This is a genomic window from Sphingomonas sp. MJ1 (PH-R8) (assembly GCF_048058635.1).
Classification (GTDB): Bacteria; Pseudomonadota; Alphaproteobacteria; order Sphingomonadales; family Sphingomonadaceae; genus Sphingomonas.
This window is the reverse complement of sequence record NZ_JBBEFX010000003.1, coordinates 48,828-64,680: the sequence shown is the minus strand read 5'-3', so window position 1 is coordinate 64,680 and position 15,853 is coordinate 48,828. Positions and strand designations below refer to the sequence as shown.

The 15,853-nt window shown below is 67.2% G+C and carries 15 protein-coding genes; 5 read left to right on the top strand and 10 right to left on the bottom strand.

The features are described from left to right. Positions 1-29: 29 nt before the first annotated feature. The 4 genes from VPH46_RS03475 to ribA all read left to right on the top strand — a co-directional run bounded on the left by VPH46_RS03475 (position 30) and on the right by ribA (position 5,185). Entirely contained in the window at positions 30-2,381 is a 2,352-nt protein-coding gene (locus VPH46_RS03475) for a DNA translocase FtsK 4TM domain-containing protein (RefSeq protein ID WP_416608918.1), read from the top strand. A 79-nt stretch (positions 2,382-2,460) separates the two neighbouring features. Beyond that, positions 2,461-3,090: a LolA family protein gene (locus tag VPH46_RS03470; protein ID WP_416608916.1), complete on the top strand. Its 630-nt coding sequence runs from the start codon at positions 2,461-2,463 to the stop codon at positions 3,088-3,090. 236 nt (positions 3,091-3,326) lie between these two features. Next, positions 3,327-4,124 (top strand): exodeoxyribonuclease III, encoded by a 798-nt coding sequence (locus tag VPH46_RS03465; RefSeq protein ID WP_317893303.1) that lies wholly within the window; start codon positions 3,327-3,329, stop codon positions 4,122-4,124. Then, positions 4,121-5,185, top strand: coding sequence for a GTP cyclohydrolase II (gene ribA, locus VPH46_RS03460; RefSeq protein WP_416608913.1), 1,065 nt, complete (start codon positions 4,121-4,123; stop codon positions 5,183-5,185). The genes VPH46_RS03465 and ribA overlap by 4 nt, the downstream gene beginning before the upstream one ends. Before the next feature lie 22 nt (positions 5,186-5,207). Here ribA and VPH46_RS03455 read toward each other — a convergent pair whose 3' ends face one another. The 6 genes from VPH46_RS03455 to VPH46_RS03430 are packed head-to-tail and all read right to left on the bottom strand — an operon-like array spanning position 5,208 to position 10,941. Beyond that, positions 5,208-6,125, bottom strand: a complete 918-nt coding sequence (locus VPH46_RS03455) for a ParB/RepB/Spo0J family partition protein (protein ID WP_416608912.1) — start codon at positions 6,123-6,125, stop codon at positions 5,208-5,210. Further along, positions 6,122-6,901 (bottom strand): ParA family protein, encoded by a 780-nt coding sequence (locus VPH46_RS03450; RefSeq protein WP_125960202.1) that lies wholly within the window; start codon positions 6,899-6,901, stop codon positions 6,122-6,124. The genes VPH46_RS03455 and VPH46_RS03450 overlap by 4 nt, the downstream gene beginning before the upstream one ends. After that, on the bottom strand, positions 6,898-7,515 hold the full coding sequence (gene rsmG / locus VPH46_RS03445) for a 16S rRNA (guanine(527)-N(7))-methyltransferase RsmG (RefSeq protein WP_416608909.1): 618 nt from the start codon (positions 7,513-7,515) through the stop codon (positions 6,898-6,900). Before rsmG ends, VPH46_RS03450 begins: the two co-directional genes overlap by 4 nt. Then, positions 7,515-9,356: a tRNA uridine-5-carboxymethylaminomethyl(34) synthesis enzyme MnmG gene (gene mnmG / locus VPH46_RS03440; protein WP_416608907.1), complete on the bottom strand. Its 1,842-nt coding sequence runs from the start codon at positions 9,354-9,356 to the stop codon at positions 7,515-7,517. The genes rsmG and mnmG overlap by 1 nt, the downstream gene beginning before the upstream one ends. Before the next feature lie 54 nt (positions 9,357-9,410). Continuing rightward, positions 9,411-10,706: a tRNA uridine-5-carboxymethylaminomethyl(34) synthesis GTPase MnmE gene (gene mnmE, locus VPH46_RS03435; RefSeq protein ID WP_416608905.1), complete on the bottom strand. Its 1,296-nt coding sequence runs from the start codon at positions 10,704-10,706 to the stop codon at positions 9,411-9,413. A gap of 4 nt (positions 10,707-10,710) precedes the next feature. Further along, on the bottom strand, positions 10,711-10,941 hold the full coding sequence (locus VPH46_RS03430; RefSeq protein WP_132882964.1) for a DUF6489 family protein: 231 nt from the start codon (positions 10,939-10,941) through the stop codon (positions 10,711-10,713). Between the two features lie 109 nt (positions 10,942-11,050). Here VPH46_RS03430 and VPH46_RS03425 point away from each other — a divergent pair, with 109 nt between their 5' ends. Next, positions 11,051-11,749 (top strand): dienelactone hydrolase family protein, encoded by a 699-nt coding sequence (locus tag VPH46_RS03425; protein ID WP_416608902.1) that lies wholly within the window; start codon positions 11,051-11,053, stop codon positions 11,747-11,749. Between the two features lie 57 nt (positions 11,750-11,806). On the opposite strand, the gene VPH46_RS03420 is transcribed toward VPH46_RS03425, so the two are convergent. The 4 genes from VPH46_RS03420 to hemE form a co-directional block, all read right to left on the bottom strand. Then, on the bottom strand, positions 11,807-12,538 hold the full coding sequence (locus VPH46_RS03420; protein WP_125960197.1) for a TerC family protein: 732 nt from the start codon (positions 12,536-12,538) through the stop codon (positions 11,807-11,809). A gap of 194 nt (positions 12,539-12,732) precedes the next feature. Beyond that, a complete protein-coding gene (gene rho, locus VPH46_RS03415; RefSeq protein ID WP_125960196.1) occupies positions 12,733-13,989 on the bottom strand; it encodes a transcription termination factor Rho in 1,257 nt (418 codons plus the stop codon). A gap of 213 nt (positions 13,990-14,202) precedes the next feature. Continuing rightward, positions 14,203-14,658, bottom strand: coding sequence for a CopD family protein (locus tag VPH46_RS03410; protein ID WP_416608900.1), 456 nt, complete (start codon positions 14,656-14,658; stop codon positions 14,203-14,205). Continuing rightward, positions 14,655-15,695: a uroporphyrinogen decarboxylase gene (gene hemE / locus VPH46_RS03405; protein WP_416609274.1), complete on the bottom strand. Its 1,041-nt coding sequence runs from the start codon at positions 15,693-15,695 to the stop codon at positions 14,655-14,657. Before hemE ends, VPH46_RS03410 begins: the two co-directional genes overlap by 4 nt. Positions 15,696-15,853: the final 158 nt, after the last annotated feature.

Sequence of the window (15,853 nt, the reverse complement as noted above, 5' to 3'; positions counted from 1 at the left end):
TTCTAAGATATTCGAGCGGGAAGAAGGTCATGGCCAGCCAGGCGCAACCGATGGTGTGGCGCGACGCGATGCGCGCGGGGGCCGTTCGCAGCGGTGCGATGATCGGGGCAGCGGCGCTGTTCGTGCTGATGCTGCTCGTGGCGGTGGCGCTGGTCACCTATCACCCCAGTGATCCGTCGCTGAACACCGCCGCCGGTGCCACCATCGGCAATCGCGTGGGCGCACCCGGCGCCTATGTCGCGGACCTGCTGCTGACGATCTTCGGCGTGGCGGTCGGACTGCTGATTCCGCTCGGCATCATCATCGCGGTCCGCCTGTGGCGCGACGTGCCCGTCGGCCGCTGGGGCGCGATGCTGCGCGATTGCGTGCTGGGCGTCGCGCTGATGGGCACTGCCCTCTCCTTCGTCTCGCACGAGGCGGTGACGGCGCTTCCGGGCGGCTGGGGAGGCGTGGTCGGCTGGTCGCTCGCCTCGCTCCTCCAGGGGCTGATCCGCCTCATTCCCGATGCAACGGCGGTGCTGTGGACGCAGCGGGTCGTGGGACTGCTGGTCGGCATCGCAGGCGTGGTGCTGTGGGGCCGCGGCATGACGATCGAGCTGCCCGCCGGCGCGCTCCGCCTGCCCCGCCGCAGCGCGGCCGCCGACCTGGTCGACGGCGAGGACGAGGAAGAGGCGATGCCGCTCGCCGGCAGCCGCCGCATCGCGGTCGATCCCGAAGACGCCGAAGACCTTCCCTTCGAACCCCGCCCACGCAAGCTCGCGGAGCCCGAACGCCGCCCGCCGCCGACGATCGAGGACCGCGTCGCCGCGCCCTCGCCGGCCGCGCAACCCAAGTCCACGCAGCAATCGCTCGACCTGCGCGACAATTTCGAGCTGCCCTCGATCGAGCTGCTCGCCCCGCCCCCGCCCAACAGCGGCCCCTCGGTCGACAAGGCGGCGCTGGAGCGCAACGCGCGCCTGCTCGAAAGCGTGCTGGACGACTTCAACGTCAAGGGCGCGATCGTGAAGGTCTCGCCCGGCCCCGTCGTCACCATGTATGAGCTGGAACCGGCTCCGGGCATCAAGGCCAGCCGCGTGATCCAGCTCGCCGACGACATCGCCCGCAACATGTCGGCGATCTCCGCCCGTGTCGCCACCATCCCCGGCCGCACCGTGATCGGCATCGAGCTGCCGAACGCGCGCCGCGAGACGGTGAACCTGCACGAGCTGATGGCGAGCCAGAGCTTCGCCGATCAGAATGCGCAGCTGCCGATCGTGCTGGGCAAGAACATCGCCGGCGATCCCGTCGTCGCCGATCTCGCGCCGATGCCGCACCTGCTGGTCGCCGGCACCACCGGCTCGGGCAAGTCGGTGGGCCTCAACTGCATGATCCTGTCGCTGCTTTACCGGCTGACGCCGAACCAGTGCCGGATGATCATGATCGACCCCAAGATGCTGGAACTCAGCATGTACAAGGGCATCCCCCACCTGCTCGCCGACGTGGTGACCGATCCGCCCAAGGCGGTGCGCGCGCTCAAATGGGCGGTCGAGACGATGGAGGACCGCTATCGCATGATGGCGTCGGTCAACGTCCGTTCGCTGGGCTCGTTCAACGAAAAGGTCCGCGCCGCCAAGGCCAAGGGCCAGAAGCTCGGCCGCAAGGTGCAGACCGGCTATCACCCGGAAACCGGCCAGCCGATGTACGAGGAAGAGACGCTCGACCTGCAGCCGCTGCCGCAGATCGTCGTGATCGTCGACGAGCTCGCCGACCTGATGATGACGGCGGGCAAGGAAGTCGAGTTCCTGATCCAGCGCCTGGCGCAAAAGGCCCGCGCCGCCGGCATCCACCTGATCATGGCGACGCAGCGCCCGTCGGTCGACGTCATCACCGGCGTCATCAAGGCGAACCTGCCGACCCGAATCTCCTTCCACGTCACGTCCAAGATCGATTCGCGCACCATCCTGGGCGAGCAGGGAGCAGAGCAGCTGCTGGGCCGCGGCGACATGCTCTACATGCCCGGCGGCAAGCAGCTCGCGCGCGTTCACGGCCCGTTCGTGTCCGACGACGAGGTGCAGGCCGTGGCCGACTTCTGGCGCTCGCAGGGCGAGCCCGACTACATCGACGCGGTCACCAACGATCCCGGCGAGGACGGCGGCTTCAGCCTGGATGGTGCCCCCACCGGCGACGACAGCCCCGAGGACCAGCTCTATCGCAAGGCGTGCCAGCTCGTCGCCGAGAGCCAGAAGGCTTCTACCTCCTGGCTGCAGCGCCAGTTGCGCGTCGGCTACAACTCGGCCGCCCGCTTGATCGAGCGCATGGAGAAGGAAGGGCTCGTCTCGCGTCCGGACCATGTCGGCCGGCGCGAGGTGCTGATGGATCCGGACGGCAGGCCACTGGCCTGAGGCGGCGGCAATCCGGCTGAACGCCAGGAAACCGGCGAGTTCACGACGCGTTCAATCCCCCACGCCTAATCCTGGCCCCATGATCTGGAGACGACCCATTCGCTTTCTCGCCCCCGCCGCCGCGATCGCGCTTGCCGCGCCCGTCGCCGTGCACGCGCAGGCCCCCGTCACGCTCGCGACCGTGCAGCAGCATCTGGCGCAGACCAACTCGATGACGGCGGCGTTCACCCAGACCGACCGCGCGGGTAAGGTGCTGACCGGAACGCTGACGCTCAAGAAGCCCGGCAAGATCCGCTTCCAGTATGAGAAGGGCGTGCCGATCCTGGTGGTTTCGGATGGCAAGTCCCTCTATTTCCTGGATTATCAGGTCGGACAGAAGCAGCGTTGGCCGATCGGCAACTCGCCGCTCGGCATCCTGCTCGATCCGTCCCGTGATGCATCGCGCTATGCCCGCGTGCTTCCGGAGAGCGACTCCCGCGTCGTGAGCGTCGAGGCCTATGATCCCAAGCATCCGGAATATGGCCGAATCACCCTGATCTTTGCGCGCAACCCCTCGGCACCCGCCGGGCTGATGCTCCAGGGCTGGGTGACGCTGGACGCGCAGAACAACCGCACGACGATCCGCCTGTCCAACCAGCGGTTCAACGTGCCGGTCGCGGACAGCGCGTTCCGCTTCAACGAGCCGCGCCGCGGCACCAACCGCCGCTGAACGGATTCTTTCGATCCATTCATTCTGGCGACAGCTTTCACCCTTTAGAGGGTGTCTTGCGGAGTTGAGGCGCGTCCGGGATTTTCCCCCCTGTTGCCCGGGTTCTCAATTCCTGCCTGCGTGACGAACGCTAGGTCGGCCCTCGTTCCATGCCCCCGGAACGAGGGCCTTTCCATTTCTGCGACAAACGCGCCGCGCTCTGGCGCCTTCCGGTCCCCATCGCTACATCGCGGGCGATGACTGCGCCTCTTTCGATCGCCTCGTGGAACATCAACTCGGTTCGTTTCCGGATGGAGATCGTCGAGCGGTTCCTGCGGGAAATTTCGCCCGACATCCTGTGCCTTCAGGAAACCAAGGTGGTGAACGAGGACTTCCCGCACGCACCGTTCCGCGCGCTCGGTTACACCCACATCGCGATCAACGGCCAGCGCATGCACCATGGCGTCGCGATCCTCAGCCGCGTGCCGCTGGTGGAGGACGACCGGCTCGACTGGCAGGCCAATGGCGAGGCGCGGCACATTGGCGTGCGCCTGGAAAACGGGCTTCGGCTCGAGAACGTCTACATCCCCGCCGGCGGTGACGTGCCGGACCGGGAGGTGAACCCCAAGTTCGGCCAAAAGCTCGACTTCCTGGAGCGGATGACGCGCTGGTCGGAAGGCCTGTCGGGCATCCCGACGCTGCTGGTCGGCGACTTCAACGTCGCCCCGCTCGAAAGCGATGTGTGGAGCCACAAGGCGCTGCTCGACGTGGTGAGCCATACGCCGATCGAGATCGAGGCGCTGGCTCGCCTACAGGCGGCGAACGACTGGGTGGATCTTGGTCGCCAATTCACTCCTGCGCCCGAGCGGCTGTTCACCTGGTGGAGCTATCGCGCAAAGGATTGGGCAGCCTCCGATCGCGGCCGCCGGCTCGATCACATGTGGGCGAGCCGCGACGTCGCCGCCAAGGCGACCGGTCACAAGGTGTTCGAGCATTGCCGCAGCTGGCTGAAGCCCAGCGACCATATCCCGATCCTCACCGAGTTCGCGCTTTGACCGACCCCCGCGCCGTTGCCCGCGCCATCGACGCGCTGCGTCGGGGCTGGCCTGTGGCTGTCCTCGACGCCGAGGCAGCCATCACCGTGCTGGCAATCGAGACCGCCGACCCGCTGCGGCTTGTGGCCTTTGATCCGGGTGCAACCGCGTCGGTGCTGCTTTCTGCCGGTCGCGCCGCCACGCTGAAGCTCGCCAACCAGCGCGACGCCGCCGTCCCGGATTCGCCGGTGCTGGTTGACCGCGCACCGTGGCTCGACTTCGCGGCCGCGACCGCGCTCGCCGATCCGCAGCTCGACCTTGCAACTCCCCTCAAGGGTCCGTTCCACGCCATCCCACTCCCCTCGCCTGATGCCGCGCAGACCGCGTTGCAGCTCGCGCGGCTCGCGGGGGTGCTGCCCGCCTTCTTCCTTCGTTTAGGCCAGGAGACCGGCGCGGAAGCCGTGACGCCCGCGGACGTCGCAGCGCACGAGGATCCCGCCCGGCTCGCCATCGCGACCCGCGCGCGCCTGCCGGTTGCCGGTGCGGAGATGGCCGAGATCGTCGCCTTCCGGACCCCGGAATCCCCCGGCGAGCATATCGCGCTGCTGATCGGCACGCCCAATGGTCAGCCGCCGCTGGTGCGGCTGCACAGCGAATGCCTGACCGGGGATGCGCTCGGCAGCCTCAAGTGCGACTGCGGTCCCCAGCTGGACGCGGCGATCGCCGCCATTGCGGAGAGTGGCTGGGGAATCCTGCTGTATCTGCGCCAGGAAGGACGCGGCATCGGCCTGGTCAACAAGCTGCGTGCCTATGCGCTGCAGGACCAAGGGTTCGACACGGTGGACGCCAACACGCGGCTGGGCTTCGCCATCGACGCCCGCGATTTCCGCACCGCCGGACGCATGCTCCAGCTGCTCGGCCAGCGGCAGATCCGCCTGCTGACCAACAATCCGGCCAAGGTTGCCGCGCTCGAGGCCGCCGGGGTTACGGTAACCGAGCGCGTGCGCCATGCGCTTCCGCCCAATCCCCATAACGAGCGTTATCTCGCAACCAAACGCGACCGCACCGGCCACCAGCTCTAAGCTTAGGCCGAGGCGAACTGCCTCAGATCACGTCGCCGCTCAGCCGCTGGCATACCATGTCGAGCTGGTCGAGCGTCGAATAGCTGATCGTCAGCGTTCCCCCCTTCTCCCCATGCGCGATGCGCACGTTGAGGCCGAGCGCGTCGCCCAGTTGCTGCTCGAGCGCCAGGATGTCCGCGTCCCCATCGGTTGCGCCGCCGCCGCCCCGGCTGCCCCGCGGCTGCGCGCCGCCAAGCGGCTGTGGCTTGGCTTCGCGGGCAAGCCGTTCGGTTTCGCGCACCGAAAGACCCTTGGCGATCACGCGATCCGCGAGCGCTTCCGGATCGGGCGCACCGATGATCGCGCGGGCGTGGCCCATGCTCAGCTGCTGGGTCACCACCAGCTGCTGCACGGGTGCCGGCAGATCGAGCAGCCGCAGCAGGTTCGCGATGTGGCTGCGCGACTTGTGCACCAGCTTCGCCAGCGCGTCCTGGGTATGGCCGAACTCGCCGATCAGCTTGTGATAGGCGTCCGCCTCTTCGATCGCGTTGAGATCCTGCCGCTGGATGTTCTCGACGAGAGCGATTTCCATCGTCTCTGCGTCGCTCAGCTCCCGGACCAGCACCGGAACCTCATGCAGCCGGGCTCGCTGCGCCGCGCGCCAGCGGCGCTCGCCGGCGACGATCTGATATTCCTTGCCGTGCGGTCGCACGACGATGGGCTGGATCAGGCCGCGCAACGCGATCGAGGCGGCTAGATCATCGAGGGCCGCTTCGTCGAAGTGCCGCCGCGGCTGATCGGGATGCGGGACCATCGCCGTCACGGGAAGCAGCCGGATGCCGCTCGGCTGTCGCTCCACGCCGGAGACCGGTGCCTCACGCGTGCTGTCTCCCAGCAGCGAACTCAGCCCGCGGCCAAGCCCCGGGCGCGGCTTGCGGGCGGGTGCAGTGTTGTCGGTCATGCGGCCTCCGCGAGCTTGGGCAGGCGACCGATCACTTCGCGTGCCAGGGCGATATAGGCTTCGGAGCCGGCGCAGCGATGATCGTAGATCAGTGCCGGCATGCCGTGGCTGGGTGCTTCCGACAGGCGGACGTTGCGCGGGATCACCGTGTCGAACACGACCTTGCCGAGCACCGAGCGGACGTCGTCCGATACCTGGTCGGTAAGGCGGTTGCGGCGGTCGTACATCGTCAGCACCACGCCCAGGATCGACAGGCCCGGATTGAAGCGGCCACGGATCTGCTCGACAGTGGTGAGCAGCTGGCTGAGCCCTTCCAGCGCAAAGAACTCGCATTGCAGCGGCACGAGAAGCGCATGCGCCGCCACCATCGCGTTGACGGTGAGCAGCCCCAGGGAAGGCGGGCAATCGACGAGGATCACGTCCCAGCGCTCGCCACCGCGTTGCAGCGCGCGATCCAGGCGGTGGGTACGTGCGTCGAACTCGATCAGTTCAATCTCGGCTCCCGAGAGATCGACGGTCGCCGGCACGATGTCGAGGAGCGGGACCTGCGTCGGGATCGCCGCTTCCTGAAGGGTCGTATCGCCGAGCAACAGGTCATAGGTCGATCGCTCACGATCGTTGCGGCCGATGCCGAGCCCGGTCGAGGCGTTGCCCTGCGGGTCGAGGTCGAGCAGCAGGACTCGCAGTCCCGTGGCGGCGAGTGCCGTCCCGACGTTGATGGCGGTCGTCGTTTTGCCGACGCCGCCCTTCTGGTTGGCGATGGTGATGCAGATCATGCTGGGGTAATCCCGCGTGCAATCACGATGAGCGATTCCGGATCGGTGAGGCTGTGTTCCACGTGAAACAGACCTTGCCATGAACCGGTTAAGGCTTCCACCTCGGATCGAGCCGATCGCCCTTTCGGCAGCAGCCACAACGTTTCTCGATCGGTCAGGTGCGCCGCACCGCCGAACAATGATGGCAGTGCTGCGACCGCACGCGCGCTGACGATCGCTGCCGGTGGCTGCGGCGCGACGCTCTCCGCCCGCTTCTGTTCGACCCGAACATTCGACAGGCCCAGCGCCTCGGCAGCGTCCCGCAGGAAACTTGCGCGCTTCTGCCGCGGCTCGACGAGCAGGGTGGGCGAGTCGCGCAGGATCGCCACCACCATGCCGGGAAAGCCACCGCCCGTGCCGATGTCGATCCAGAGCCCTTCCCTGCCCTCCGCCAGCTCGACCAGCTGCGCAGAATCCAGGCCGTGGCGGAACCACAAGTTCGCAAGCGTGGAGGCGGCCACCAAATTCTGCCGCCCGCTCTCCTCGCGCACGATCTCCAGGAAGCGAGCGACGCGCTCCACGTGCGCGGCGTCATAGCGGTCCGCGAACCAGCTGCGGGCTTCGTCTTCGGTCATCACGCGACCACCTTTCGGGCATGGACCAGCACCGCAGCAAGCGCCGCCGGCGTCACCCCGCGCACGCGCGACGCGGCGCCAAGCGTCGTGGGTCGCGCCGTCGACAGACGTTGCACCATTTCGGCCGACAGTCCGGGCACCGCCGCATAGCCGAAGTCTTCGGGCAGATGGATGTGGTCATTGGCCCGCATCTCCGCGAGCTCCGCCTGCTGCCGCTCGATGTAGGGGGCATAACGCGCGTCTTCGACTGCTTCCGCGAGCAACGCGTCGGGAGTTGCCTCAAGTCCCTCCGGCAGCAGTTGCTCGAGCGCAACGCCGGGGAAGCGCAGCCATTCACGAACGCTGCGCACGGCGCCGTCCTGGCTCACCTGCCCGCCATTCGCTGCAACCATGCTAGCCGACAGTCGCGTGTCAAAGCGCTGTTCCAGCTCCGCGCGCCCCGCGGCACGGGCACGTACCCAGGCGAGCCGCTCCGGTCCCAACAGACCCGCCTCCTCCGCAATTCCCGAAAGGCGCGTCGGGGCGTTGTCGGCGCGCAGGGTCAGCCGATACTCGGCGCGCGCCGTGAGCATACGATAGGGTTCGCTCACCCCCTGGAGTACCAGGTCATCGACCATCACGCCGATATAGCTGGACGCGCGATCGAGTAGCAGCGGCGCCAAATCGCAAGCATAGGCAGCAGCATTGGCGCCCGCGACCAGCCCCTGCCCGGCAGCCTCCTCATAGCCGGTGGTGCCATTGATCTGCCCCGCACAGAAGAGCCCCGGCATCGCCCCAAGCGCCAACCTCGGATCGAGGGCGCGCGGATCGACATAGTCATATTCGACTGCATAGCCGGGGGTCACGATGCGGGTATGCGACAGCCCCGGAATGCTCCGGATCATCGCCTCCTGCACGTCCACCGGCAGCGACGTCGAGATGCCGTTCGGATACACCAGCGGGGTGTCGAGCCCTTCGGGCTCCAGGAAGATCTGGTGCCCGTCCCGATCGCCGAAGCGATGCACCTTGTCCTCGATCGACGGGCAGTAGCGCGGACCCGGCGCCCCGATCGCGCCACTGAACAGCGGCGAACGATCCAGACCGCTCCGAATGATCGCATGTGTCTCTTCGGTCGTGCGGCTGACCGCGCAGAACAGCTGCGGCAGCACCCGGCCGGACTGCATCGGCGACATGGTCCAAGGCTCGACATCCGATGGCTGTTCGTCGAGGGCCGCCCAGTCGATCGTACGGCCATCGAGCCGCGGCGGGGTGCCGGTCTTCAACCGTTCCATCGGTAAACCGAGGTCGCGCAGCTGCACGCCCATGACGGTTGCCGCGCGTTCCCCGACGCGGCCGCCCTCCTCGCGCTCTTCCCCGCGAAAGATCCGCCCGCCCAGGAACGTCCCGGTGGCGAGCACTACCGCGCGCGCACTCAGCCGCGTGCCATCGGCAAGCAACAGGCCGGCAACGCTTCCCTGCTGCACGAGCAGCTCTTCCGCCTCTCCCTCGATGAGGGTCAGGTTCGGCTGCGCACGAAGCATCGTTTGGATCGCCGCCGCGTAGCGAACGCGGTCGGCCTGGACGCGCGGACCCTGCACGGCAGCACCCTTGCTGCGGTTGAGCATCCGGTAGTGAATCGCCGCCTGATCGGCCGCGCGCGCAATGAGTCCGTCGAACGCGTCGACCTCCCGGACGATGTGGCCCTTGCCCAACCCGCCGATTGCGGGGTTGCACGACATGGCTCCCAACCTGCCAAGGTCGAAGCTCAGCAGCGCCGTGCGCGCGCCACGACGGGCGGCCGCGGCTGCGGCCTCGGTGCCGGCGTGCCCGCCGCCCACCACGATCACATCGAATGGAGACATGCTTGTGCGCTACTGCGCCACCGCGCGGCCGTCAAAGCGTTCCACGTGGAACACTCACTTGCCGATGCAGAACCGCCCGAACAATGCGTCGAGCACGCCCTCGACATCCGCGCGGCCCGTCACGCGATCAAAGGCCGCGCGTGCCCGGCGCAGCTCCTCGGCAAGCAGCAGCGGATCATGGTGCATGGCAGCATCGGCGAGCGTATCTGCAGCATCGCGGAGCAGATCCCGCTGCCGCCGATTGAGCGCCAGCATGTCCTCGCGCGGCAGCAGCCCGCGGGCCCTACGCTCCATCTCCGACCAGAGCTCGGCGATGCCCCACCCCTGCGCGACCGAAAGACCGATGCGACCCGGGGGTACCTCCGCTCGCCCCGGCACGTCGGCACGCGGATGGAGCGCCAGCACCTCCACCCCTTCGATCGCTGGCGCCGGCTCGTCGGCGAGCCACAGCAGCAGATCGGCACTGCGCATCGCCTCCTCCGCTCGCGCGATGCCGATCCGCTCGATCGGATCGTCCGTCCGCTCTGCCAGTCCGGCCGTATCGGTCAGCAGCCAGGCGACCCCGTTGCGGACCACCGCCGCTTCGATACGGTCCCTCGTGGTGCCCGCGATCGGGGAAACGATCGCCGCCTCGCGATCGGCAAGTGCGTTGAGCAGCGTCGACTTGCCACTGTTGGGCGGTCCCGCGAGCACCACGCGGATCCCGTCGCGCAGGCGCTCCACCGGAGGGGCTGCGAGCACCTCGACCAGTTCGGCACCCAGCGCCTCACACCCTGAGCGGATATCCTGAAGGGCGCCGAGATCGTCGGCGACATCGTCCTCATCGGCATGATCGAGCATCGCTTCGACCTGCGCGGCGAGCATCAGCAGGCGCGCCTGCCAAATCTCCACCTGCCGCCGAACCGCGCCTTCCGCAGTGGCAAGCGCCGCGCGCCGCTGCGCCTCCGTCTCGGCCATCAGCAGGTCGCCCAGCCCCTCGGCCTCGCTCAGATCCAGGCGGCCGTTGGCAAGCGCACGACGCGTGAATTCCCCCGCCTCCGCGGGGCGCAGTCCGGGCTGGCGGGCAAGGCATCCCTCGACCGCCCGCACCACCGCGCGCCCGCCGTGCAGGTGGAGCTCCACCAAGTCCTCGCCGGTCGCCGTGTGCGGTCCCGGGAACCACAGCAGCAGCGCACGATCCAGCAGCCCGCCATCGGCCGGGTCGCGCAATGCCCGCAGCCCCGCGCGGCGCGGTGGCGGCAGCGTGCCGGCCAGCGCCTCCGCCGCAGCAACGGCATTCGGGCCGCTCATCCGAAGCAGCGCGATCGCGGCCGGGGGTTGGCCGCTCGAAACCGCAAAGATCGTATCCATCGGCTCAGCCGGATCGGCTCGCCGTTTCGAACATCTTGCGCCAGAAGCTCATGCCGGCCTCCCCCATCGGTGCCCAATGGCGCATCAGCGTGTCCAGCATCTCCGGACTCGCCCCCTTTTCGAGCGACTCGCTCAGCATCGCGACATAGCGCTCGTGCACCGGCGTGAAGTCCGGCAAGCCCATGGCCCGCCGCGCCTCTTCCGGCGTGCAATCCACCTCGACGTTGATCTTCACTGGCTGTCTCCGCTTGAGGGCCCCGGCGCCATTGCCTAGCGTCCTGCTGCTATGCGCCGGACGCAGGCTTCCCTGCAAACGCCGCATCTTTCGAACCAAAGGAGCCTCCATGGCAACGATCACCATCGACACGCTCGACGGCACGAGCCAATTCACCGCCTACCGCGCCGATCCGGCAGACACGCCGCGTGCAGCGATCGTCGTGATCCAGGAGATCTTCGGCGTGAACGCCGGAATCCGTGCCAAATGCGACCGGCTGGCGGAACAAGGCTATTTGGTGGTCGCACCGGATCTGTTCTGGCGGATCGCGCCGGGCGTGGACCTCAATCCCGATGTGCCGGAGGAGATGCAGCATGCGCTCGATCTGATGGGGCAGTTCGATCAGGACACCGCCATTGCGGACATCGAGGCAACGATCCGGTTGGCGCGAACGCTCGTTTTTTCCGACGGCAAGGTGGGTGCGATCGGATTCTGCCTGGGCGGTCGGCTCGCCTATATGACGGCTGCGCGCACGGACGTGGATGCGAGCGTCGGCTATTATCCTGTCGGCATCGACGGACTGCTTGGTGAGAAGCACGCCATCGCCAGGCCGCTGATGCTGCACATCGCCGGGGCCGATCACTTCGTTCCTGCCGAAGTGCAGGCGGCAATGCACGCCGGCCTCGACGATCACCCCAAGGTTACGCTGCACGACTATCCCGGCGAGGATCACGGCTTCGCGACCGAGCTGGGGGACCGTCGCTCCGATGCCGCCGCGCGACTCGCAGACGGTCGGACAGCCGCGTTCCTTTCCGAAGCGCTCGCCTGAAACGAAAAGGGGCGGCCACCACGGCCGCCCCTCTCCTTCTTTTCCGGTCTCGGCCGCTCAACCGAACAGTTGGAGCAGGCCGATATGATGATCGGTGATGCCCTCGTAGATCATCTTCACCGCGACGTAGAGGATCACGGCCAATCCCACATAGGCGATCCAGCGATAGCGCTCGATGTACTTGGCGATGAGGTTAGCGGCGATGCCCATCAGCGCGACCGACAGCAGCAGGCCGATGATCAGGATGCCCGGATGGTCCCGCGCCGCACCGGCCACCGCGAGCACATTGTCGAGGCTCATCGAGACGTCGGCGACCGCCACCGCCCAGGCCGCTGCCGCAAAGCTCTTCGCCGGACGGATGCTCTCCGTCTCGTCGCCATAAACTTCAGGGGAGCCCGGGCCGCCGGCGGGCCGCAGCTCACGCCACATCTTCCAGGCCACCCACAGCAGCAGCACGCCGCCTGCGAAGATCAGACCGATGATGCCGAGCAGCCAGCTGACCACCAGCGCAAAGGCGATCCGCAGCACCAGCGCGGCGATGATGCCGATCAGGATGACCTTCTTGCGCTGTGCGACCGGCAGCCCGGCCGCTAGCGCGCCCACGACGATCGCGTTGTCGCCAGCGAGCACCACGTCGATCATCAGGACCTGCAGGAACGCCGACAGCGCCGACGGCGAGCCGATGTTGCTGAAGTCCGAGATGATGTGGTTCCAGATCTCGGCCGGGGAGCCCGGCCCCGCTGGAACCGCCGTGGCGGCCACACTGAGGTGCGAAAGAAGGTCTAGCATTGCGAAATCCTAGTCTGCGGCTCTGCGAGCGCCTAGTCCGAACGACAGGCGCCGGCTTTTCCAGCAATGGTTCGTAACAATTCGTCGTCGCCAGGCGCCGGCGTGCGCCAAAAACGCGATCGGCCCGCGAGCCGACCGAACCCATCGGGTGACGGTCGGCCGGCGGACCGGTCCGTTTGTCAAAAAAGAAGCGCTTACTGGTTCATCGAGTCGAAGAAGTCCTCGTTGGTCTTCGAGTCCTTCATCTTGTCGAGCAGGAACTCCATTGCGTCGATGGTGCCCATCTGCATGAGGATGCGACGCAGCACCCACATCTTCGACAGCTTGGCCTTGTCCACCAGCAGCTCTTCCTTGCGGGTGCCCGACTTGCCGACGTCCAGCGCCGGGAAGATGCGCTTGTCTGCAACCTTGCGGTCGAGCACGATCTCGGAGTTGCCGGTGCCCTTGAACTCTTCGAAGATCACCTCGTCCATGCGGCTGCCGGTGTCGATCAGCGCGGTCGCGATGATGGAGAGCGAGCCGCCCTCCTCGATGTTGCGCGCCGCACCGAAGAAGCGCTTCGGACGCTGCAGCGCGTTCGCGTCGACACCGCCGGTCAGCACCTTGCCCGACGACGGCACGACCGTGTTGTAGGCGCGGCCCAGACGCGTGATCGAGTCGAGCAGAATCACGACGTCCTTCTTGTGCTCGACGAGGCGCTTGGCCTTTTCGATCACCATCTCGGCCACCTGGACGTGGCGGGTCGCCGGCTCGTCGAAGGTTGAGGAAATGACTTCGCCGCGCACCGAGCGCTGCATGTCGGTCACTTCCTCGGGCCGCTCGTCGATCAGCAGCACGATCAGGAAGACTTCGGGGTGGTTGTCGGTGATCGCCTTGGCGATGTTCTGCAGCAGCACCGTCTTACCGACGCGCGGCGGCGCCACGATCAGCGAGCGCTGCCCCTTGCCCTGCGGTGCGACGATGTCGATCACGCGCGCCGACTTGTCCTTGGAAGTCGGGTCGAGCTGGTCGAGCGTCAGCTTCTGCTCGGGGTACAGCGGCGTGAGGTTGTCGAAGTTGACGCGGTGACGGACCGCATCGGGATCGTCGAAGTTGACCGACACCAGCTTGGTCAGGGCGAAGTAGCGCTCGCCGTCCTTGGGGGCGCGGATCTCGCCCTCGACGGTGTCACCGGTGCGCAGGCCGTGCTTGCGGACCTGGTTGGGCGACACATAGATGTCGTCCGGACCTGCGAGATAGTTTGCCTCGGGCGAGCGCAGGAAGCCGAACCCATCGGGCAGCACCTCGATCGTGCCCAGGCCCATGATCTGATCGCCATTCTCGGCCTGCGCCTTCAGGATCGCGAACATCAGGTCCTGCTTGCGCATCGTCGACGCGCCTTCGACACCTAGTGCCTCCGCCATCGTGACGAGGTCTGCCGGCGCGTGCTTCTTGAGGTCCTTGAGGTGCATGGAGCTGATCCGAGTGGCGTTGATGCGGATAAGGGAGGAGCGTCGATCGGCGAGAAGGGAAGGCGCGAAACGATGCTGGAGGAGGACGCGCGAGTGCCGGAGGGCAACCGTTCGTTGTCGCGAGTTAGGTGCGCCCTGTGCCCAAGTCAAGCAAGGACGGAGGCGCGCTGCGATCGGCAGCGCGGCCTGTCCGCCGAAACGATCCCGGGAGGATCAGAAGGGCTTCACGACCGCCAGGGCGACGATTACCGCCAGCAGCAGCGCCGGCACTTCGTTGAGCATGCGCAGGCGCGAGGACGCGAGCGTGGGCCGCCCCGCCGCCAGCTTCTTGGTGTAGCCGACCGCCCAGCCGTGGTAGCCGGTCAGGAGCAGCACGAAGAGCAGCTTCGCGTGCAGCCAGCCCAGGCCCGGCTGACCATCGAAAAGCCCGGCGTTGGCGGCCAGCGCCAGGCCCAGCAGCCACACCGCGACCAGCGCGGGGGTAAGGATCATCGCCCGCAGCTTCGCCTCTCGGGCAACCCAGCGCGGCCGCTCGGCAGCATCGTCGAGGCCTTCCTGGTGATGCACCAGGTAGCGCGGCAGGATGAACAGGCCCGCCATCCAGAACACCATGAAGATGACGTGCGCGGCCTTCACCCAGAGATAGGCGGTGCCGAGGAAGTTGGTCATGCTTGGCTCCTGCGAACCCGTGCCACGAGCTGCTCGACATGGGCGATCGGCGTGTCCTGCTGGATGCCATGGCCCAGGTTGAAGATGTGCGGACGATCGGCGAAGGCAGCCAGGATGCGGTCGACCGCCCGGTCCAGCGTCTCGCCCCCGGCGATCAGGGCGAGCGGATCCAGGTTGCCCTGCACCGGAAGATCGCGCGGCAATGCGGCATTGGCCCAGACCGGATCGACGGTTTCGTCCAGCCCGACGGCATCGACGCCGGTGGCTTCGGCATAGGCGACGAGCTTGCCCCCCGCGCCCTTCGGAAAGCCGATGATCGGCGTGTCGGGATGGCGCGCCTTCGCGGCTTCGACGATGCGTGTGGTCGGGGCGATCACCCAACGCTCGAACTGCTCCGGCGACAAGCTCCCCGCCCAGCTGTCGAACAGCTGCACGGCATCGACCCCGGCTTCGATCTGCGCGCAGAGATAGTCGGTGGTGAGCGTGACGATCCGGTCCACCAGTGCCGTCATCAGCTCGGGATCGAGATAGGCAAGCCGCCGCGCCTCCGCCTGCTCCCGGCTGCCCTGCCCGGCGACCATGTAGGTCGCGACCGTCCAGGGCGCTCCTGCAAAGCCCAGGAAGGTCACCGCCGGGTCGAGCGCTGCCTTTACGCGCCGCACCGTCCCATAGACCGGCTCCAGCCGCTCAGGTGCGGGTTGCAGGGACGAAAGCGTCGCCCGGTCGATCTTGGGCGCCAGCCGCGGCCCCTCCCCGGTCTCGAACCACAGGTCCTGCCCCAACGCGTTCGGCACCACCAGGATGTCGGAAAACAGGATCGAACCGTCGAATCCGAAGCGACGCAGCGGCTGCAGAGTCACTTCCGCGGCTGCTTCGCTGTCGTTCACCAGGTCGAGGAATCCGCCCTTTTCGGCACGCAACGCCCGATATTCGGGAAGGTACCGCCCGGCCTGCCGCATGAGCCACAGCGGAGGGACGGCCTGGCGATTGCCGCGCAGGGTTTCGAGCAGCGGCTTGGGCGTCGGAATCTGAGTCAGCGTCGTGCCTCTACAGAAAAGAAGATTCAAAGAATGAAGGAGGTGGAGGTTGTTGGCGTGGGGATGCTGGGGTTTATGCCTCTGTCCCCAAATTGCCAACAGCTTGACGTGGGCAGACTCACGCAGGCCCTCAGATTCGGATTCACCTATCCACGTTA